The sequence below is a fragment of the Nocardioides sp. GY 10113 genome (assembly GCF_004919105.1).
Classification (GTDB): Bacteria; Actinomycetota; Actinomycetes; order Propionibacteriales; family Nocardioidaceae; genus Nocardioides.
Genome location: NZ_STGK01000006.1, coordinates 17340 through 37124 on the forward strand (window position 1 = coordinate 17340; position 19785 = coordinate 37124).

18 protein-coding genes are annotated in these 19785 nt (G+C 73.5%); 5 read left to right on the top strand and 13 right to left on the bottom strand.

Going from position 1 to position 19785, the window contains the following annotated elements:
* Positions 1 to 43: 43 nt before the first annotated feature.
* Together pruA and E8D34_RS09360 are read right to left on the bottom strand one after the other, a co-directional pair.
* Positions 44 to 1681, bottom strand: a complete 1638-nt coding sequence (gene pruA, locus E8D34_RS09355; RefSeq protein ID WP_136594373.1) for an L-glutamate gamma-semialdehyde dehydrogenase — start codon at positions 1679 to 1681, stop codon at positions 44 to 46.
* Between the two features lie 63 nt (positions 1682 to 1744).
* Positions 1745 to 3187 carry a wax ester/triacylglycerol synthase family O-acyltransferase gene (locus E8D34_RS09360; protein ID WP_136594374.1) on the bottom strand — a complete coding sequence of 481 codons (1443 nt, stop codon included), beginning with the start codon at positions 3185 to 3187 and terminating at the stop codon, positions 1745 to 1747.
* A gap of 135 nt (positions 3188 to 3322) precedes the next feature.
* Between E8D34_RS09360 and E8D34_RS09365 the strand changes: the two genes are divergently transcribed.
* Positions 3323 to 3712 (top strand): hypothetical protein, encoded by a 390-nt coding sequence (locus E8D34_RS09365; protein WP_136594375.1) that lies wholly within the window; start codon positions 3323 to 3325, stop codon positions 3710 to 3712.
* Positions 3709 to 5058 (top strand): hypothetical protein, encoded by a 1350-nt coding sequence (locus tag E8D34_RS09370; protein ID WP_136594376.1) that lies wholly within the window; start codon positions 3709 to 3711, stop codon positions 5056 to 5058. The genes E8D34_RS09365 and E8D34_RS09370 overlap by 4 nt, the downstream gene beginning before the upstream one ends.
* Here the strand turns inward: E8D34_RS09370 and E8D34_RS09375 are convergent.
* Together E8D34_RS09375 and E8D34_RS09380 are read right to left on the bottom strand one after the other, a co-directional pair.
* Positions 5048 to 6298: a chromosome partitioning protein gene (locus E8D34_RS09375; RefSeq protein ID WP_136594377.1), complete on the bottom strand. Its 1251-nt coding sequence runs from the start codon at positions 6296 to 6298 to the stop codon at positions 5048 to 5050. The genes E8D34_RS09370 and E8D34_RS09375 overlap by 11 nt on opposite strands.
* A 28-nt stretch (positions 6299 to 6326) precedes the next feature.
* A complete protein-coding gene (locus tag E8D34_RS09380) occupies positions 6327 to 6998 on the bottom strand; it encodes a hypothetical protein (protein ID WP_136594378.1) in 672 nt (223 codons plus the stop codon).
* Positions 6999 to 7099: 101 nt separating this feature from the next.
* On the opposite strand from E8D34_RS09380, the gene E8D34_RS09385 reads away from it, so the two are divergent.
* Complete coding sequence (locus E8D34_RS09385; protein ID WP_136594379.1) at positions 7100 to 7336, top strand: helix-turn-helix domain-containing protein; 237 nt, start codon at positions 7100 to 7102, stop codon at positions 7334 to 7336.
* Positions 7337 to 7386: 50 nt separating this feature from the next.
* Here E8D34_RS09385 and E8D34_RS09390 read toward each other — a convergent pair whose 3' ends face one another.
* The 3 genes from E8D34_RS09390 to sigE form a co-directional block, all read right to left on the bottom strand.
* Positions 7387 to 8889: a trypsin-like peptidase domain-containing protein gene (locus E8D34_RS09390; RefSeq protein ID WP_136594380.1), complete on the bottom strand. Its 1503-nt coding sequence runs from the start codon at positions 8887 to 8889 to the stop codon at positions 7387 to 7389.
* 112 nt (positions 8890 to 9001) lie between these two features.
* Positions 9002 to 9499 carry a hypothetical protein gene (locus tag E8D34_RS09395; RefSeq protein WP_136594381.1) on the bottom strand — a complete coding sequence of 166 codons (498 nt, stop codon included), beginning with the start codon at positions 9497 to 9499 and terminating at the stop codon, positions 9002 to 9004.
* Complete coding sequence (sigE, locus tag E8D34_RS09400) at positions 9496 to 10092, bottom strand: RNA polymerase sigma factor SigE (protein ID WP_206056651.1); 597 nt, start codon at positions 10090 to 10092, stop codon at positions 9496 to 9498. Before sigE ends, E8D34_RS09395 begins: the two co-directional genes overlap by 4 nt.
* Positions 10093 to 10281: 189 nt before the next feature.
* On the opposite strand from sigE, the gene E8D34_RS09405 reads away from it, so the two are divergent.
* Positions 10282 to 10938 (top strand): O-methyltransferase, encoded by a 657-nt coding sequence (locus tag E8D34_RS09405; RefSeq protein ID WP_240771255.1) that lies wholly within the window; start codon positions 10282 to 10284, stop codon positions 10936 to 10938.
* A gap of 81 nt (positions 10939 to 11019) precedes the next feature.
* Here the strand turns inward: E8D34_RS09405 and E8D34_RS09410 are convergent, their stop codons facing one another.
* The 5 genes from E8D34_RS09410 to dapE are packed head-to-tail and all read right to left on the bottom strand — an operon-like array spanning position 11020 to position 15302.
* Positions 11020 to 12588 (bottom strand): leucyl aminopeptidase family protein, encoded by a 1569-nt coding sequence (locus tag E8D34_RS09410; protein WP_136594383.1) that lies wholly within the window; start codon positions 12586 to 12588, stop codon positions 11020 to 11022.
* Positions 12585 to 12752, bottom strand: coding sequence for a DUF3117 domain-containing protein (locus E8D34_RS09415; protein WP_136594384.1), 168 nt, complete (start codon positions 12750 to 12752; stop codon positions 12585 to 12587). Before E8D34_RS09415 ends, E8D34_RS09410 begins: the two co-directional genes overlap by 4 nt.
* Before the next feature lie 58 nt (positions 12753 to 12810).
* The gene (locus E8D34_RS21045; protein WP_240771257.1) at positions 12811 to 13353 is read right to left on the bottom strand and encodes a DivIVA domain-containing protein; all 543 of its coding nucleotides are present in this window, start codon (positions 13351 to 13353) and stop codon (positions 12811 to 12813) included.
* A 51-nt stretch (positions 13354 to 13404) separates the two neighbouring features.
* The gene (locus E8D34_RS09425; RefSeq protein ID WP_136594385.1) at positions 13405 to 14133 is read right to left on the bottom strand and encodes a TIGR00730 family Rossman fold protein; all 729 of its coding nucleotides are present in this window, start codon (positions 14131 to 14133) and stop codon (positions 13405 to 13407) included.
* A complete protein-coding gene (dapE, locus tag E8D34_RS09430; protein ID WP_240771258.1) occupies positions 14130 to 15302 on the bottom strand; it encodes a succinyl-diaminopimelate desuccinylase in 1173 nt (390 codons plus the stop codon). Before dapE ends, E8D34_RS09425 begins: the two co-directional genes overlap by 4 nt.
* 104 nt (positions 15303 to 15406) lie before the next feature.
* On the opposite strand from dapE, the gene E8D34_RS09435 reads away from it, so the two are divergent.
* Entirely contained in the window at positions 15407 to 16249 is an 843-nt protein-coding gene (locus tag E8D34_RS09435; RefSeq protein ID WP_136594386.1) for an LLM class F420-dependent oxidoreductase, read from the top strand.
* Between the two features lie 116 nt (positions 16250 to 16365).
* On the opposite strand, the gene ileS is transcribed toward E8D34_RS09435, so the two are convergent.
* Positions 16366 to 19668, bottom strand: coding sequence for an isoleucine--tRNA ligase (gene ileS, locus E8D34_RS09440; protein WP_136594387.1), 3303 nt, complete (start codon positions 19666 to 19668; stop codon positions 16366 to 16368).
* Positions 19669 to 19785: the final 117 nt, after the last annotated feature.

The window sequence follows — 19785 nt, forward strand, 5'->3', positions numbered from 1 at the left end:
CACACCCGTCGGTGGTGGCTTCGAGGCTCGCTACGCTCGCACCTCAACCACCGGGGGCCATGTGCGGATAGAGGTGGTCCGTCGGCGGCACCAGCGTCTCCTTGATCGAGCGCGGCGAGGTCCAGCGCATCAGGTTGACCGGCGCGCCGGCCTTGTCGTTGGTGCCCGACGCGCGGGCCCCGCCGAACGGCTGCTGCCCCACCACCGCGCCGGTCGGCTTGTCGTTGACGTAGAAGTTCCCCGCGGCGAACCGCAGGGTCTCCGCGGCCCAGGCGATCGCCCCGCGGTCCCGGGCGATCACCGCGCCCGTCAGCGCGTACGGCGCCGCCGCCTCGGCCTGGGTCACCACCCGCTCGAAGTCCCCGTCCTCGTACACGTGCACCACCAGGATCGGGCCGAAGTACTCGGTGGAGAACATCGCGTCGGTCGGGTCGTCGGCCAGTACGACGGTGGGCCGGACGAAGTAGCCCTCCTCGGCGTCCAGGGTTCCGCCGGCGGCCACCGTCAGCCCGGTCGTGGCGTAGGCGCGGGCGATCGCGGCGTCGTGCTTGTCGAAGGCCCGGCGGTCGATCACCGCGCCGAGGAAGTTGCCGAAGTCCGCGGGGTCACCCATCCGCAGGTCCTCGGTCTGGTCGATGAGGTCCTGCCCCATCCGGTCCCACACCGACCGGGCCACGTAGGCCCGCGAGGCGGCCGAGCACTTCTGGCCGGCGTACTCGAAGGCGCCGCGGAGCAGGGCGACGCGCACCACGTCGGGGTCCGCCGAGGGGTGCGCGATCACGAAGTCCTTGCCGCCGGTCTCTCCCACCAGCCGCGGGTAGGTCCGGTACGACGCGATGTTCTCGCCGACGGTCCGCCACAGGTGCTGGAAGGTCGCCGTCGAGCCGGTGAAGTGGATCCCGGCCAGGTCGGGGTGGCGCAGCGCCACCTCGGAGACGTCCAGGCCGTCGCCGGGCAGCATGTTGATCACGCCGGGCGGCATCCCGGCCTCCACCAGCAGCTCCATCGTCAGGCTGGCGGCCAGCTGCTGGGTGGGTGAGGGCTTCCAGATCACCGTGTTGCCCATCAGCGCCGGCGCGGTCGGCAGGTTGCCGGCGATCGCGGTGAAGTTGAACGGAGTGATCGCGTAGACGAAGCCCTCCAGCGGGCGGTGGTCGGTGCGGTTCCACACGCCGGGCGAGTTGGCGATCGGCTGCTCGGCCAGGATCTGCTTGGCGTAGTGGACGTTGAACCGCCAGAAGTCGATCAGCTCGCAGGCGGAGTCGATCTCGGCCTGGAACGCTGTCTTCGACTGGCCCAGCACGGTGGCCGCGTTGATGCGCTGGCGCCACGGACCGGCCAGGAGGTCGGCCGCCTTGAGCAGGATGGCGCAGCGATCGTCGGCGGAGAGGGCGCGCCACGCCGGCGCGGCCTCCCGGGCGGCCTCGATCGCCCGCTCGGCGTCGGCCTTGCTGGCGTGCCGAGCCGTGCCCAGCACGTGCGCGTGGCGATGTGGCTGGACCACCGCGAACTCCTCCCCGCCACCGGCGACCCAGTCGCCGCCGATCCGGGCGGGCAGGTCGTGGGTGGTCGCGGCGAGCTCGGCGATCTGGGTCGCGAGGGCATCGCGCTCCGCGGTGCCCGGCGCGTAGGTGAGGTTCGGCTCGTTGGATGGAGCCGGCGGGTAGGTGATGGCGTCCATGCGGTCGACACTAACCCCGGCCCGCGGGGCCGCCGGCGGGTCAGGAAGGTCGGGACGTGCGGATCAGGACTTGCGCGAGCGTCGACCGCGGGGCGCCCGCGGCCGCGTCGGGGACGAGCCGTCGAGCAGCTCGTCCAGCGCCTCGGTGATGCAGGTGCCCAGCAGCTCCACGTCCGGGATCCAGTCGCGATCGGCGGTGATCCCGTAGTAGACGCCCCCGTCGTACGACGTCACGCCGATCACCAGCGGGTGCCCGGCCACCAGCGGCGGCACCGGGTAGGTGGCCAGCATCCGGGCGCCGGCGGCGTACAGCGGGGTCTGCGGCCCCGGGACGTTGGTGATGGAGAGCTGGTAGCCGCGCCGGAGCTCGGTGGCGGCCACCCGGGAGCCGATCGCGTGGAACGTGGTGGGCGCGAAGCCGGCGATCCCGGCCAGCCGGTTGGCGGCGACGCTGCGGCCGGTCTCCTTGTGCGCCTGGAAGGAGTACGAGACCTGGTGCAGCCGGACCAGGGGGCTGGGCTCGCCGATCGGCAGGTCCACGTAGTGAGCGGCGATCTGGCTGCCCAGCGACGTCGCCTCGAGCTCCTCGTCGATCACCGAGACCGGGACCAGGGCGCGCACCTTGCGCAGTCCGCCCAGCGACTCCGCCCGGGCCATCAGCCAGCCCCGCAGACCGCCGGCGATCGTGGCCAGGATGACGTCGTTGACCGTGCCGCCGTGGGCGTCGCGCACCTTCCGGTAGTCCTCCAGCCGGGTGTCGACGGTGACCACCCGCCGCTGCTGGGAGAGGGGTCCGCTGATCATCCCGCTGGTCCGCGGCCGGCGACCGGTGACGGCGTTCAGGAAGCCACGCGTACGACGGCTGCGCATGTCGGCCTCCCGGGCCAGCGCGCGGGAGCCGGTGCGCAGGGTGTCCAGCAGCGTCCCGACGTCGGTCAGCGAGTCGTGCACCGCGCCGGCGACCAGGTGGGCCGGGGTCGGCGGCCGCCGGGCCTGCCAGTCGTCCGGCTCGAGCTTCCGCGGCGTCGGCGAGGGGTCGAGGAGCAGCTGGCCCAGGTCGACGGTCTGGACGCCGTCGACGAGCGCCTGATGGGTCTTGGAGAGGATCGCGACGCGACCACCCTCCAGGCCCTCGACGAAGTAGACCTCCCACAGCGGACGGCCACGGTCCAGCGGTCGGGAGATGATCCGCGAGACCAGCTCGCGCAGCTGTCCGGTGCTGCCCGGCCGGGGCAGCGCGGACCGGCGTACGTGGAAGCCGATGTCGAATGCGTCGTCGTCGATCCACAACGGGTTGGCCAGGTGGCCGGGCACCGACTGCAGCCGCTGCCGGTAGCGCGGCACGAAGGCGATCCGGTCCGAGACCAGCCGGACGAGCCGCTGGTAGTCCAGGGCGTCGGCGCCCTCGCCGGGGTCGAAGATCTCGATCGTCGCGTTGTGGGCGGGCGTGGTGGTCGTCTCCTCAGCCACGAACGTCAGGTCCCGTGGCCGCACCCGATCCACCACGACTACCCCTCTCCCGATCCGGCCCGGTCCGGCCGACCACCTTCGTGAGATTCTGACAGACGACGCGGCGCGGGGGACGGGTGTCCGCCAGCGCTCGCCACGAGCAGCGAGGCAGCGGAGACGGAAGGCGGACGGATGGGCAGCAGGCCGAGGTTCAGGCGCGGGGTCGCCGCGGCGGCGGGCGGGATGGCGCTGGTCGCCGCGCTGGCCGCCTGCGGTGGCGACGACAACGGGGAGACCGGGTCCGGCAGCGGGTCCAGCGACCCGGTGGTCGTCCGGATCACCTTCGACGGCGACACCGTGACCCCGGTCGGCGAGCGGGTCGAGGTCGAGGCGGGCCAGCCCGTCGACCTGGAGGTCACCGCGGACCAGCCCGGCGAGCTCCACATCCACTCCGACCCCGAGCAGGAGCTGGAGTACCCGGCCGGCACCCAGACCTTCAAGATCGCCATCGACCGTCCCGGCGTGGTCGCCGTCGAGTCGCACGACCTCGACCAGGTGGTCGTGCAGCTCGAGGTCCAGTGATCGAGGCCCACGGGATCGGGGGTCAGGCCGACCTCCCGATCCCGCTGTCGTACGCCGTCGCGGGCGCGGTCGCCGCCCTGGTCGTCTCCTTCGTGGTGCTGATCGTCGCCTGGCGCACGCCCCGGTACGCGACGCCGGGCGGCCGCCCGGCCTGGCGCTGGCTCGACGCCGCCGCCGGCTCGCCGGTGACCGCCGTCGCGCTGCGGGTCGTCGGGATGGTGCTGCTGCTCTTCACAGCCGCCACAGCGGTCGCCGGCCAGAACGCGCTGACCAACCCGTTCTTCGGGATCGTCTACGTCTGGTGGTGGGTCGGCCTGGTGGCGGCCTCCCTCCTGCTCGGTCCCGTGTGGCGGGCGATCAGCCCGGTGCGCACCATCAACGCCCTGTTGGCGAAGGTCTCCGGCGGTGACCCCGAGCAGGGGATCCTCGCCTACCCCGAGCGGCTCGGCCACTGGCCCGCCGCGCTCGGCCTGTACGCGTTCGTCTGGCTCGAGCTCGTCTACCGGTACCCGGCCGACCTCGGCGCGGTGCGACTGTGGTGCGCGATCTACCTGGCGGCGATGCTGGTCGGCGGCGCCCTCTTCGGCAACCGGTTCTACGAGCGCGCCGACCCCTTCGAGGTCTACTCGACGCTGATCGCACACCTCTCGCCCTGGGCGCGGCACGAGGGCCGGCTGGTGGTGCGCAGTCCGCTGGCCAACCTGGCCACGGTCACCCCGCGTCCGGGCCTGGTCGCGGTGGTCGGCGTGCTGTTCGGCAGCACCGCCTTCGACTCGTTCCGTGAGTCCAGCTTCTGGATCAGCACCACCTACGACGCCTCCTGGTCGAAGTTCACGCTCGACAACCTGGGCCTGCTCGTCTTCTGCGGCGTCGCCGTCGGCGCGCTGTCGCTGGCCTGCAGCCTGGTCGGCATCGACGTCGCCGCCAGCGGGCGGCGCCGGCTCGAGCTCGCCGACCTGCCGGTGCCGCACCGGCAGCTGCCGGCGATGTTCGCCCACTCGATGGTGCCGATCATCGCCGGCTACATCGTGGCCCACTACCTGACGCTGCTGATCGACGTCGGCACCCAGACCCTGGCCCGCGCCAGCGACCCGTTCGGGCGCGGCTGGGACATGCTCGGCACGGCCGGGCTGGAGCCGTCGTACTGGTTCTCCTACCACCCGACGGTGCTCGCCACCACGAAGGTGCTCGCGGTGGTCGCCGGCCACATCGCCGCCGCGGTCGCGGCCCACGACCGGGCGGTGGAGATCCTGCCGCGGCGCCACCAGGTCATCGGCCAGCTGCCGCTGCTGGTGGTGATGGTCGCGTTCACGGCCGGCGGGCTCTACCTGCTCTTCAACGCCTGAGCACGGGCGGCGCGGACGCTCGCCCGGCGCTCCCGGCGATCTCCTCGACCAGGGCGGCCACCGAGCGCGTCAGCGCCGACTCCCCCACCTCCACCGGGGTCCGCCCGGCCACCAGCGCCCGATCCAGCGCCGCCTGGTCCTCCGGCACGAAGTGGACGCCCCGCTCGGCGCCGAAGCCGGCCAGCATCGCCGCGACGTCGCGCTCGCGCCAGCCCAGGCTGGGGCGCATCCGGTTGACCACCACCCGGACGCTCACCCCCGGCACCCGGTCCCGGAGCTCGCTGAGGCCCCGGGCGAGGCGGGCCAGGCCGACCGGGTCCGCCGCGCCGACCGCGACCACCTCGTCGGCGACCTCGAGCGCCTCGAGCGTGAGCCCGTTGCGCGCGGGCCGGCTCAGCGGGTCGACACCCGGCTCCACCTCCAGGCTGAAGCCGGTGTCGAGCACCACCGCGCCCCGGCTCGCGGCGGCCTCCACCAGCTGCGCGACCGTGTCGGGTCGCACCTCGGTCCACCGGTCGGCCCGGGGCAGACCGGTGACCACCCGCAGCCGCTCGGAGACCGTGCGCTCGACCGTCGCCACCCACGGCGCCAGCCCACCGGCGGCGGAGAGCCGGGCCGCGGCGAGGATCCCGGAGACCTCGTCCATCACGCCGAGCTGCTGCGCGATCGTCCCGCCGTACGGGTCCGCGTCGACGAGCAGGGTGGAGCGGCCACGGCGGGCCAGCTCGGCCGCGAGCGCCACCGCCAGCGTCGACCTGCCCGGAGCGCCGGCCGGCCCCCACACCGCGAGCACCGGGCCGGGCGCCTCCGGCGGCCCGGCCGCGACGGCACCGGCCTGCTCGTCGCCGGGCGCCTCGTCACCGGCGGCCGGCGTGCGGTCGACGGCCCGCGCCGGGGCGGGCGCCTCCAGCACGGCGGCCACCAGCTCGTCCGGTGCGCCGGCCGGCACCACCGACCGCACGACCGCACGGGAGACTGCCGGGAGGCCGGCGCCGGGATCGTCCGCGACGGCGACCACCCGGACGCCGTACCGCTCCAGCTCGGCGAGGACGGAGGCGTCGAGCGCGGTCAGCTGGGCATGGGCCACGGCGACCTCGGCCTGCCCGGTGCTCGCGGTGGCCAGCAGGTCGGCGACGTCGACGCAGCGCTTGAGCACGACGATGCCCGGGTGGGCGTTGAGCGCCCCGAAGGCCGCGGCCTCCCACGACGCACCCGTCGACACCAGCAGCGCGACGATCACCGGACACCCACCCGCTCGACCTCCCGGCTCAGCCGTCGACGTGGACCCGCAGCACCGGGTCGTCCATCGAGGCCAGGAGCTGCTCGAAGGCCTCGGCCGTTCCGCCCGGGACCGCCACGACCAGCTGCCGGTGGCCCGATACGGCGAAGGCCGCGTCGTAGGCGGGGGCGTCGACGACGGTGACCCCGACGAGCGCCCGCACCCCGTCCGCGCCACGACGCGCCGCCCGGTCGTCGAGGTACACCGAGATCACCGAGCCGCGGTCGACCGCAGCCGGGACCCGGTTCGGCTGGACCTCCAGCGGGACCTGCACCAGGTCCACCTGGTCGCCGGCGACGACCGCCGAGCGGGGCACCAGCTCGCCGGCGCCGATCGAGCGGGTCAGCACGCTGCTCTCCGGGAACGGGACGTCCGCGGCGAAGTAGCGTCCGAGGTCGGCGTCGTCGACGAACCGGACCCGCCGCACGGTGAGGTCGTCGGCTGCCAGCGTCGCGCCGCCGCCCTGGTCGGCGGCCACCGCCCACACCGCCACCGACTCGTCGGCGGAGGCGAGCAGCCGGGCTCCGACCACGACGGAGACCGCGACGAGGAGCACGCCGACCCACAGCCGCGGGTCGCGCCAACCGGCCCGCTGGAACCGGAGGGCCGGCGGCGCGACCGCACCGCTGACGGCGCTGGTGGCTCCCGGACTCCTCGACACGCCGGTCATCATGGCGCGTCGGCGCGCCGGCGTCAGAGGTTCATCCACAGCCGACGCGGATCCGGGGCACCGGCACCGCGGCGGGATGCAACGATGGCCCCATGCCCCCCACCCCGCGCTTCCTCACCCTGGCCGACGTGGCCGAGGTGCTCAACACCTCCAGCGCGCAGGTCTACGCCTTGGTGCGGCGGGGCGAGCTCCCCGCCATCAAGATCGGCGGCCGCGGCCAGTGGCGGGTCGAGTCGGACAAGCTCGAGGAGTACATCGAGAAGATGTACGTCGAGGCCCGCCGGTTCGTGGCCGACCACCCGTTCGTGGAGTCCGACGTCTCCGACTGACCGACTGTCGACCGACCGTCGGGCCGCCGACCCGCCGGGGTCGGTCCGCCTCAGCCGACCTGCCCGTCGAGGGTCACCTCGATCTCGCGCTCCCGGCCGTTGCGGACCACGGTGAAGGCGATCGTCTCGCCGGGCTGGTGGGTGCGGATCGCCACGATCAGCGCGAGGCCGTTGGTCACCACCTGGTCCTCGACCCGGGTGATCCGGTCGCCGGCCTTCAACCCGGCGGCCTGGGCCGGGCTGCCGGCGTCGATCGACTCCAGGACCGCGCCCTCCTCGGCGGATTCGCCACCGGTCTGCACGCGGGCCCCGATCACCGGGTACTGGGCCTCACCGGTGCTCAGGATCTGGTCCGCGGTGACCATCACCTGCTCCACGGGGATCGCGAAGCCGACGCCGATGTTGCCGGCGTCGCTCGAGGTGCCACCGCTCGTCGCGATCGCCGAGTTCACGCCGACGACCTGCCCGCGCAGGTCGACCAGCGGTCCGCCGGAGTTGCCCGGGTTGATCGCCGCGTCGGTCTGCACGGCGTTGATGTAGGACGACTCGTCCGCGGAGGACCCGGTCGTGACCGGTCGGTTGAGCGCGCTCACGATGCCGGAGGTCACCGTGGCGCTCAGGCCCAGCGGCGAGCCGATGGCGACCACCGGATCACCCACCCGCAGCGCCTCCGAGCGCCCCAGGGAGGCCGGCTTCAGGTCGGCGCCCTCCTTCACCTCCAGCACCGCGAGGTCGTAGACCGAGCTGCGCCCCACCACCGTCGCGTCGTAGCGCTGGCCGTCCTGGTCGACGATCTCGATCGGGCCCTCGTCGGCGGCGGCCTCGGCCACCACGTGGTTGTTGGTGACGATGTGGCCCTGCCTGTCGAGCACGAAGCCCGAGCCCGTGGCGCCCGCGGCGACCCCGTCGTACTCGGCGATGATCTGGACCGTGCTGGGCAGGACCGCGTCGGCGACCGCCGCCACCGAGCCGCCGTCCTCCAACGGCGGGAGCGGCTCGAGGTCGACGTCGGCGAGGCCGCCGGAGTAGGTCCCGCCCTCGTCGGCCAGCACCAGGTCGTAGACCGCCGCGCCGGCGATGCCGCCGCCCAGTCCGACCACGAGCGCGAGCGCGGCGACCCCGAGACCGCGCATGCCGGGGCGGCCGCCGCGATGACTGTGCGGGGCCGTGCCGGGGCTCGGGTAGGGCTGCGCGCCGTAGGCGCCGTAGGCGCCGTGCGCACCGTACGCGCCGTACGGGGCGGTCGGCGGGGCAGTCGGCGGGGCGGTCGGCGGGGCAGTCGGCGGGGCGGTCGGCGGAACGGTCGGCGGCGGTCCGAGCGGAGCCGGCGGGGGCGGCGCCACCCCCGGCCCACCCACCGGGCGGGCGTCCGGAGCGGGGGGCGCCCAGTGCTGAGCCGGCACCCCCGAGATCGGCGCGGTCTCCCCCATCGGGCTCCCCGCCGTGGCCGCGGCGGGCGCGGTTCCTCCGGCGGCGCCCTCCGTGGGAGCGACCGGGGTGGTGCCCTCGTCGCCGCTGTCGGGGGCCGGGCCGGGGTGCTGCGCGTCGTTCACGGACGCCATCATGTCCGATCGGCCCCAGCCGCGCCCGCATCTCCGGCTCCCGGGACGGCTCCCGCGTCGTCCGCGGCGGGCACGAGGGGCGCGCAGAGCCTCCCGGGGCGGCTCAGGGGAAGATGTCGCGCGCCGGAGCGGTGATCTCGCTGGCCACGTCCTCGGGCGAGCGGGGCGCCGGCGACGCCGGCTGCGGACCGGGCGCGGTCGGCGTCACCACGTTGTTGATCTGCGAAGCCGGCGGTCGGCGGTCGGCGGGGGTGCTGCCCGGAATCGCGCCGAGCGCCAGGACCCCGAGGATCGCGGCGCCCACCGCGCCGCCACCGACCAGCACCACCCCGGTCGTGATGCCACGGCGGCGCTCGACCGCCGACGCGGCCAGGTACTCCTCGCCGGGGGTCAGGCTGAGCAGCGACCCCTTGAGCGACGAGGGGGTCTCGCGCCCGTCACCGGTGAGGCCGGCCAGGCGGGTCTTGACCCAGCCCTCGCGCTCGACGAGGTCCCGGCAGGCGTGGCAGGCGTAGACGTGGCTCCAGGCCTCCTCGGCCTCGGCCGCCGACAGCTGGCCGTCCAGCAGCGCGCTGACCCGGGGTCCGAGGTGTCCGATCACGCGTGCGCCCCCGGGGCGAGGGAGGTGCCGCGGCCGGCGTACCGGGTGCGCCCCTCGCCGGGCGCGCGGTGTGCGAGCGCGGAGCGGAGCAGCGACCGGCCGCGGTGGATCCGCGACCTGATCGTGCCCAGCTTGGCGCCCATGATCTCCGCGATCTCCTCGTAGCTGAGTCCCTCGATGTCGCAGAGCACGACGGCCGCCCGGAAGTCGGGCGGCAGGGCCGCCAGCGCGTCCTCGACGTCGTCGTCGAACATCCGGTCCGCGAACAGGTCGTCCGGCAGACCGGTGGCGCTGGTCAGGCGGGCCGCGCGCTCCTCGGAGAGGGCGTCGAACCGGATCCGCTGCTTGCGCCGCGCCTGGTCCAGGAAGAGGTTGGTGGTGATCCGGTGCAGCCAGCCCTCGAAGGTTCCGGGCGTGTAGGTGTGCAGCGACCGGAAGACCCGGACGAAGACCTCCTGCGTGAGGTCCTCGGCGTCGTGGCGGTCACCGGTGAGCCGCAGCGCGAGCCGGTAGACGCGGTCGGTGTGCTGCTCGACGATCTCCTGCCACGCGGGCGCGGTCCACTCCTGCTCCGGAGCAACCTGCTGCGTCATCCCCGCACTCCCCCTCCGCGTCACCCTCACCAACCCTGTCGGCCCCTTCACGCTAGACATCACACCTGAGGTTTCCCTGTGAAGAACCCCAACGAAGGCCGCGAGCGGGATGTTCCCGCCCCCGATCGGCCGGCGTCCGGCACGGCGCGGGGCGGACGCGGCGGCGCCGACAGGCTCTAGGGTTGAGCCGTGGCCGTGACACCGATCAACACGAGCAGCTGGTCCTACGCAGAGAAGTACGTCGCCGAGGACGAGGTGCTCGCCTCCGCCCGGGCCCGCGCTGAGGAGGTCGGCGTCGTCGCGATCGGCAGCGGCGGAGGCGCCGCGCTGCGCTTCCTGGCCGCGGTGCTGGAGGCGCGCGCGGTCGTGGAGATCGGCACCGGGACCGGCGTCTCCGGACTGTGGCTGCTGCGCGGCATGCGCCCCGACGGGGTGCTCACCACGGTCGACATCGAGACCGAGCACCAGCGCCTGGCCCGACAGAGCTTCAAGGAGGACGGCATCGCTCCGCAGCGCGTGCGCACGATCGCCGGCGCCGCCCTCGACGTGCTGCCCCGGCTGACCGACGGCCACTACGACCTCGTCTTCGCCGACGGCGACAAGCGGGAGTACGGCGCCTACCTGACCGAGGCGCTGCGGCTGCTGCGGCCCGGCGGCGTCCTGGCCTTCGACAACGCCCTGTGGCACGACCGCGTCGCCGACCCCGCGCAGCGCGACGAGCAGACCGTCGCGATCCGCGACCTGGTCACCCAGGTCGCGGAGACGGAGGGCCTGGTGCCGGCGCTGCTGCCGGTCGGGGACGGCCTGCTGGTGGCCAAGAAGGTCTGGGCGGCCGAGGGCGACTGAGCGCCTGCCCCGGCCCCGCGGCGGGGCCGAGACCCCGGCCGGCGCGAAGCCGGGCCGGGGATCAGGACGCGCGGCCGGCCCTCACGCGCCGATGCCCTCGGTCGGGTCGGCCGAGGCGAGCCAGGTGAGCAGCGCGCGGGCTCCGAAGCCGGACGGGCCAACGGTCCACTCGTGCCAGTCCTTCTCGACGTCGCCCACCGAGGCGATGTCCAGGTGGGCCCACGGCACGTCGCCGACGAAGCGCTGCAGGAACAGCGCGGCCATGATGGCCCCGGGCCCGCTCGGCGCGTTGTCCGCGTCGGCGACCTTCGAGGCCAGCTTGTCGGCGTAGCCGGCGTAGAGCGGGAACCGCCACAGGGGCTCCCCCGCGGACTCCCCGGCGGCGCCGAGACGGTCGGCGAGCACGTCGTCGTTGGCGAACAGGCCGGCGACCTGCTGCCCCAGCGCCACCTTGGCCGCACCGGTGAGCGTGGCCACGTCGACGATCACGGTCGGGTCGAGCTCGGCCACGGCGTAGGCGAGGGCGTCGGCCAGCACCAGCCGTCCCTCGGCGTCGGTGTTGGTCACCTCGCTGGTGCGACCGCCCCAGTGCTTGACCACGTCGCCGGGGCGCAGCGCACCCCCGGAGACGGCGTTCTCCGCGGCCGGCACCAGCCCGACCACCCGGACCGGGCAGCCGAGGTCGGCGAGCGCGGCCATCGTCGAGAGCACCACGGCGCCGCCGGTCATGTCGCGCTTCATCGACACCATGCTCTGGCCCGGCTTGAGGCTCAGGCCGCCGGAGTCGAAGGTGATCCCCTTGCCGACGAGCACCACGGTCGGCAGCTTCTTCAGCGCCCGCCCCGAGACGCCCGACGGGACGTAGTCGAGGCGGATCAGCCTCGGCGGACTCTCCGAGGCCTGCCCGACGCCGACGATGCCGCCGAAGCCCTCGCGGGCCAGCTCGGCCTCGTCCCACACCCTGCAGGTGAGGTCGGGCGCGGCCGCCGCGATCTCCTCGGCCTGCTCGGCGAGCCAGGCGGGGGTCTTGAGGTTGGAGGGCACGGTCGCCAGCTGCCGGGACCGCCAGCCGGCGCCCCCCAGCGCGACCGCGCGCTCGACGACGTCGCGGGCGGGGCCCACGCCGGCCCCGAGGGCCAGCACGACCTTGCGCACCGGGTGCTGCTCGGGACCGGTCGATCGCCAGTGGAAGCCGAAGGATCCCAGCATCGCGCCGACCACGAACGCCTCGACACCCGCGGCGGGGTCCTCCGCGACCGCGGGCACCGACGTCGCGACGGCCTCCCGGTCCTTGACCACCCGCGCGAGCGCCGCACCCGCGCGGCGCAGGTCGACCACGCGGCCGGCACCCACGCCGACCAGTACGACGAGTCGCAGCGCGGGGTTGGCCGCCGATCCGTCGGGCACCGCGACCAGCGCGGTCTCCCCGACCGCACCGGTCAGCGCCTGCAGCTCGGCGATGCCGACCAGGTCGAGGCCGAGCTGGTCGCCCAGGTCCGCAGCGCCCGGGCCGAGGGCGATGCCGTCCTCGCCGCTCCCGGCGAGCACCGGGAGGGCGACGACGTCGACGCCGACGATGGCCGCGGGCAAGTGATCGCTGAGCGCGAACTCCGGCGGTGCGACCTGAGCCGGCAGCTGGGGTCGGGTCACCCGACCACGTTCTTGAGGGCCTCGCCCAGGGCGCCGGCCTCCTCGGCGTTCAGCTCCACCACCAGGCGGCCACCACCCTCGAGCGGGACGCGCATCACGATGCCGCGGCCTTCCTTGGTGACCTCCAGCGGACCATCCCCGGTCCGCGGCTTCATCGCCGCCATGCGGCACCCCTTTTCGATCAGGACTGACAAGGTTCGCTGCGCCGAGACAGCGTGACCATTATCGCTTATCGGTTCTCTGGCGCGCAGGCACCCACGGGATCCGGCCCGCGAGGCCCCGCGCCGAGCTGCGCAGCCGGGCGCCCGCCCCCGACGCGTCGCGCCCGCCAGCGGCCGACTCGACACCCCGGTCGTCGCCGTCGCCCCCGTCGTCCCCATCGCCCCCGTCGCCGGGCTCGCCCGGGCCGCCGTCGGCGGCTGCGACCGGCTCCGCCGACTCGTCGATCCCCTCGTGCCCGGCGTTCGGCCGGCGCGCCAGCCGAACCCGTCCGACCGGCTTCGGCTCGGGGCGCTGTGCCGCCTCCTCCAGCTCCCGCGCCAGGCGCTCCACCAGTGCGTCGACCTCCGACATCCGGTAGCCGCGGAACGCCAGGCTGAAGCGCACCCGACGCAGGTCGGCGGCGGCCAGCGGGCCGTCCGCGGGGACCACGGCGTCCGGCCGGTCGTCGTACGCCGGCTGCATCGGCTCCCCGCGCCCGGCGGCGAGCATCGCGATCACGCCCATCGCGAGCACGATCATCACCGCGAAGACCCACATCATCATCGCCACTCCTCCACGCGGTCCGCCTCGTGCCTCATCCGTGCCTCACCCGTCTCACCGGTGCCGTCCTCGCGCGGCGACCATCAGGTCGACGGCCTCCCCGACGTCGTCGGTCAGGGTGAGCATGTCCAGGTCCGACTGCTTGATCCGGCCGTCGCCCAGCATGGAGCCGCGCATCCAGTCGAGCAGGCCCGACCAGTGCTCCACGCCCATCAGCACGATCGGGAACTGGGTGATCTTCAGGGTCTGGGACAGCGTCATCGCCTCGAACAGCTCGTCGAGCGTGCCGATCCCACCGGGCAGCACGACGTACCCCTGCGAGTACTTGACGAACATCATCTTGCGGACGAAGAAGTAGCGGAAGTTCAGCCCGAACGTCACGTAGTCGTTGAGCCGGGCCTCGAAGGGCAGCTCGATGCCCAGCCCGATGCTCTGCCCGCCGGCCTCGGCGGCTCCCTTGTTGGCCGCCTCCATCGCCCCCGGTCCGCCGCCGGTGATCACCGTGAAGCCGGCCTGCACCAGCGCCGCGCCCACCTCCTCGCCGAGGCGGTAGCCGAGGTGGTCGGGCGTGATCCGGGCGGAGCCGAACACGGAGATCGCCGGCCCGACCTCGGCGAGGTCGTTGAACCCCTCGACGAACTCGGCCTGCATCTTCAGCACCCGCCACGGGTCGGTGTGCACCCAGTCGGTGTCGCCCCGACTGTCGAGCAGCCGCTGGTCGGTGGTGGAGCCGGCCGGTCGGCCCTTGGTCGGCCGCGGCCCACCCGCGGTGCGTCGAGTCATGCGCCCTCCACCCTGCCTTCCACGTCATCGCCCACGCTGTCGTCGGGGCCGTCGGACCCGCGGCCCTCCAGCCAGGCACGCAGTTGCTGCTCGCACCGCTCGATCTGGGCGACCGGCACGTGCTCCTCCTGCTTGTGGGCCAGCATCGGGTCACCGGGCCCGTAGTTCACGGCAGGCACGCCGAGCGCGGTGAAGCGGGCGACGTCCGTCCACCCGAACTTCGGATTCACGACACCGCCGACGGCCTCGACGAACGCCGCCGCCGCCGGGCGATCCAGGCCCGGGAGCGCACCGGGAGCGGTGTCGGTCAGCGTCACGTCGTACGGCGCGAAGAAGTCGGTCACGAACGCCAGCGCCTCCGCCTCGCTGCGGTCGGGCGCGAACCGGTGGTTGACCTCGATCACGCACTCGTCGGGCAGCACGTTGCCGGCGACGCCGCCGGAGATGAAGACGGCGTTGAGCCCCTCGTGGTACTCCAGGCCGTCGATCACCGGGCGCCGCGGCTGGTAGTCGCGCAGCCGGCCGAGCACGTCGGCCGCGCCGTGGATGGCATTGACGCCACGCCACGCGCGGGCGGAGTGGGCACGCTCGCCGCGGGTGCGGACCTCGACCCGCAGCGTCCCCTGGCAGCCCGCCTCCACGACGGCGTTCGAGGGCTCCATCAGCACCGCGAAGTCGGCGGCCAGCAGCTCCGGGTCAGACTCGCTGAGCAGCCGCAGGCCGTTGTAGCGGGCGTCGATCTCCTCGGCCTCGTAGAGCACGAAGGTCAGGTCGTGCACCGGCTCGGCGACGGTGGCCGCGAGCCGGAGGATCACCGCGTCGCCGCCCTTCATGTCGCAGGTGCCCAGTCCGTGCAGCAGCCCGGTCTCCTCGTCCAGCCGGCTGGGCAGGTTGTCGTTGACCGGGACGGTGTCCAGGTGTCCGGCGATCACGACCCGCGAGGCCCGACCGAGGTCCGTGCGGGCCACGATCGTGTGGCCGCGTCGCTCAACGCTCAGGTGGGGCAGCGCGCGCAGCGCCGCCTCGACCGCGTCGGCGATCGCCTGCTCGTCACGGGAGACGGACTCGATGTCCACCAGCCGGCGGGTCAGGGTGACCGCGTCCGCGGTGAGGTCGAGGGGCGGCGGGGCCGTGGGCACGGCGTCGGCGGTCACCGGGTCAGTCAGCACGGGACCAGTCAATCAGGCCGGCGGCGAAGGGCCGGCCGATGTCAGCCCAGCGGAACCAGACAGGTGTCTAGAACACGTTCTACTTCTGGGCTAGGGTGCGAGGCATGCGCAACGGAATCGTGCTCTTCACCTCCGACCGCGGGATCACCCCGGCCGCCCTCGCCGTGGCGGCCGAGGAGCGGGGCTTCGACACCCTCTACGTCCCCGAGCACACCCACATCCCGGTCCGCCGCGACGCGGCCCACCCGACCGGCGGCGACGACCTGCCGGACGACCGCTACCTGCGCACCCTGGACCCGTGGGTCTCGCTGGCCACCGCCGCGGCCGTGACCTCCCGGATCGGTCTCTCCACCGCGGTCGCCCTGCCGGTGGAGTCGGACCCGATCACCCTGGCCAAGACGATCGCCACCCTCGACCACCTCTCCGGCGGCCGGGTCACCATCGGCGCCGGCTTCGGGTGGAACACCGACGAGCTCACCGACCACCACGTGCCGGCGGGCAAGCGTCGTACGGTGCTCAAGGAGTACCTGGAGGCGATGCGGGCGCTGTGGACCGAGGAGGAGGCCTCCTACGACGGCGAGTTCGTCTCGTTCGGCCCCTCCTGGGCCTACCCGAAGCCCCCGCAGGGCCGGGTGCCGGTGATCATCGGCGCGGGCGGCGGACCCAAGACGATGAAGTGGATCGCCGCGCACGCCGACGGCTGGATGACCACCCCGATCGAGACCGACATCGCGGACAAGGCCGCGCTGCTCCGCAAGGAGTGGGCCGAGGCCGGCCGCGACGGCTCCCCCGACGTGCGGGTGCTGGTCGCCAAGAAGCCCGCGGCCGAGGACTTCGCCGACTGGGCGGCCGCCGGGGCCAGCGAGCTGATCTGGGGCGTTCCGGACGCCGACGAGGCGACCGTCCACGCCTATCTCGACAAGCTCGCCGGCCGCCTCGGCCTCTAGCGCGAGCCGGGCCTCAGACACCACCCAACCGGGCCTCAGGTACCACCGAACCGGGCCTCAGGCACCGCCGAGTCCGCAATCCACGGCTCGGCGGCGCCCAACCCACGGCTCGGCGGCTAGGCGCGCTCGAGGTCGAGGACCGCGGTCTCGCCGTCGCCGACGGTGACCGAGGTGCCGACCAGGTGCCCGCCCTCGACCACCGCGTACGACGTGGCCAGGGTCTCCCCCGCGATCAGCGCCTCGTGGGCCGTCGCCGCCGCGGCGACCGCGTGCGAGCCGCCGATGGTCAGCGCGATCCGGTCGGTGACCTCCAGCCCCGCGTCGCGGCGGGCCTGCTGGATGGCGCGGACCAGGTCGCGGGCCACACCCTCCTCGGCGAGCTCCGGGGTCACCGTGGTGTCGAGCACCACGAAGTCGCCGCCGGGCAGCATCGCGGTCGCGGCACCCTCGGTGGCCGCGCCGACCACGGTCTCGAGCGTGTACTCGCCCTCGACCAGGTCCAGCCCGCCGGAGGTGACGGTGCCGTCCTCGGCGACCGACCAGTCGCCGGACTTGGAGCCCTTGATGGCGAGCTGGACGCCCTTGCCGAGCCGCGGTCCGGCGGCACGGGCGTTGACGGTCAGCTTCTGCTCGACCCCGTAGCCGGCCGCCTCCTCGGAGTCGGCGGCCACCAGGCGGACCTGCTTGACGTTCACCTCGTCGGCGACGATCGCGGTGAACGGCGCGAGCGCGTCGGGGTCGGCGACCACCACGGTCAGGGTGGCCAGCGGAAGGCGGTTGCGCAGCTTGGCGGCCTTGCGCAGCGCCGACGTCGAGGAGCAGACCTCGCGGACCTCGTCCATCGCCGCGACCAGCGCCTCGTCCGCCGGGCCGCCGGGGAACGACGACACGTCGGGCCAGTCGGCCAGGTGCACCGAGCGTCCGCCGGTCAGGCCCCGCCAGATCTCCTCGCTGACCAGCGGCAGCAGCGGCGCCACGGCCCGGCAGACCACGTCGAGCACGGCGGCCAGCGTCTCGAACGCCTCCGGCTTGCCCTCCCAGAACCGCTCGCGGGAGCGGCGCACGTACCAGTTGGTCAGCACGTCGAGGTAGGCGCGGGTGGTCTCACAGGCGTCCGCGATGGCGTAGGCGTCGAGCTCGCCGGTCAGCTTCTCGACGTACTGCCGGGTCTTGGCCAGCAGGTAGCGGTCGAGCGGGTCGGAGGAGTCGGTGCGCCCCTGGGCGTCGTAGTGCTCGGCGTTGGCGTAGAGCGCGAAGAAGTACCAGGCGTTCCACAGCGGCAGCATCACCTGGCGCACGGCGTCGCGGATGCCCTGCTCGGTGACGACCAGGTTGCCGCCGCGCAGGATCGGCGAGGCCATCAGGAACCAGCGCATCGCGTCGGCGCCGTCGCGGTGGAAGACCTCCGAGACGTCGGGGTAGTTGCGCAGCGACTTCGACATCTTCTCGCCGTCCGAGCCCAGCACGATGCCGTGGCTGATGCAGGAGGAGAACGCCGGCTTGTCGAAGAGCGCGGTGGCCAGCACGTGCAGCGTGTAGAACCAGCCGCGGGTCTGGCCGATGTACTCGACGATGAAGTCGGCCGGGAAGTGCGCCTCCTTGGACCCGTCCTCGGTGCCGGCGAACCACTCGGCGTTCTCGAACGGGTAGTGCGCCTGCGCGAAGCTCATCGAGCCGGAGTCGAACCAGACGTCGAGGACGTCGGTGACCCGACGCATCGTCGACCTCCCCGTCGGGTCGTCGGGGTTGGGCCGGGTCAGCTCGTCGACCCACGGGCGGTGCAGGTCGCGCTCGCCCTTGTCGTTGAGCGGCAGCCGCCCGAAGTCGCGCTCGATCTCCTCGAAGGAGCCGTAGACGTCGATCCGGGGGTACGCCGGGTCGTCGGACTTCCACACCGGCACCGGGCTGCCCCAGAACCGGTTGCGGGTGATCGACCAGTCGCGGGCGTTGGCCACCCACTTGCCGAACTGGCCGTCCTTGATGTGCTCGGGCACCCAGCGGATCTGCTGGTTGAGCTCGGACATCCGGTCCTTGAACGCGGTGACCTCGACGAACCAGGACGAGACGCCCTTGTAGATCAGCGGCTGCCGGCAGCGCCAGCAGTGCGGGTAGGAGTGGCTGTAGGACTCGCGCCGCAGCAGCACCGTGCCGGGGCTGACCGAGCCGGTCTCCCCCGCACCCTTCGTGGTGTGCTTGAGGTGGTCGATGATGTGCGGGTTGGCGTCGAAGACCAGCATCCCGGCGTACTCGTCGACGGGCGCGGTGAACCGGCCGTCCTTGCCGACCGGCATGACCGCCTCGATGCCCTCGCGGTCGGTCACCTCCTTGTCGACCTCACCGAACGCGCCGGCGGTGTGCACCACGCCGGTGCCGTCGGTGGTGGTGACCGCGTCGTCGGCGGCGACCACGCGGAAGGCGTTCTCGTGGCCGGCGTAGTAGGAGAACGGCGGGGTGTAGGTGCGTCCCACCAGGTCGGCGCCGGTGTAGCTGCCGAGCACGGTGAACTCGCCGTCCTCGTCCGCCAGCTCCCGCGCGTACGCCGCCAGGCGCGCCTGCGCGAGCACGAACCGGCCGCGGTCCTCGGTGCCGGGCACGACCGCCTCGACGACGACGTACTCGATGTCGGAGCCGACCATCACCGCGAGGTTGGAGGGCAGGGTCCAGGGCGTGGTGGTCCAGATCAGGATCCGCGCGCCGTCCAGCACCGGGTCGGTGCCCAGGTCGTCGAGCGTGTAGCCGACGGTGACCGCGGGGTCGTTGACGTCCTTGTAGACATCGTCGTCCATCCGCAGCTCGTGGTTGGACAGCGGGGTCTCGTCGTTCCAGCAGTAGGGCAGGACGCGGAAGCCCTCGTAGATCAGGCCCTTGTCGAAGAGGCTCTTGAAGGCCCACAGCACCGACTCCATGAACTCGGGGTTCATGGTCTTGTAGTCGTTGTCGAAGTCGACCCAGCGCGCCTGGCGGGTGACGTACTCGCGCCACTCGTCGGCGTACTTGAGCACCGAGGCGCGGCAGGCGTCGTTGAACTTGTCGATGCCCATCTCGACGATCTCGTCGGTGGTCTTGATGCCGTTGAGGCGCATCGCCTCGAGCTCGGCGGGCAGGCCGTGGGTGTCCCAGCCGAAGCGCCGCTCGACGCGCTTGCCGCGCATCGTCTGGTAGCGGGGGACGATGTCCTTGACGTAGCCGGTCAGCAGGTGGCCGTAGTGCGGCAGGCCGTTCGCGAACGGCGGGCCGTCGTAGAAGACGAACTCGTTCTCGCCGCGCTCGCCGGGGTCGCGCTGCTCGACGGAGGCGCGGAAGGTGTCGTCCTCGGCCCAGTAGGCGAGCACCCGCTCCTCGATCTCGGGGAAGCGCGGGGAGCTCGGGACGGCGCCCTGGCCGTCGTGCGAGTGCGTGGTGACCTTCGGATAGGTCATGGCTCTGGGGTCTCCTGGGAGTGGCGGTGGTGGTGAGCTCGGCTGTGCAACCACAGGGACGATCCGAGGACCGCGGTACCACCCCGCTTGCTCCCCCACCCACGGGCGAGCCACTCG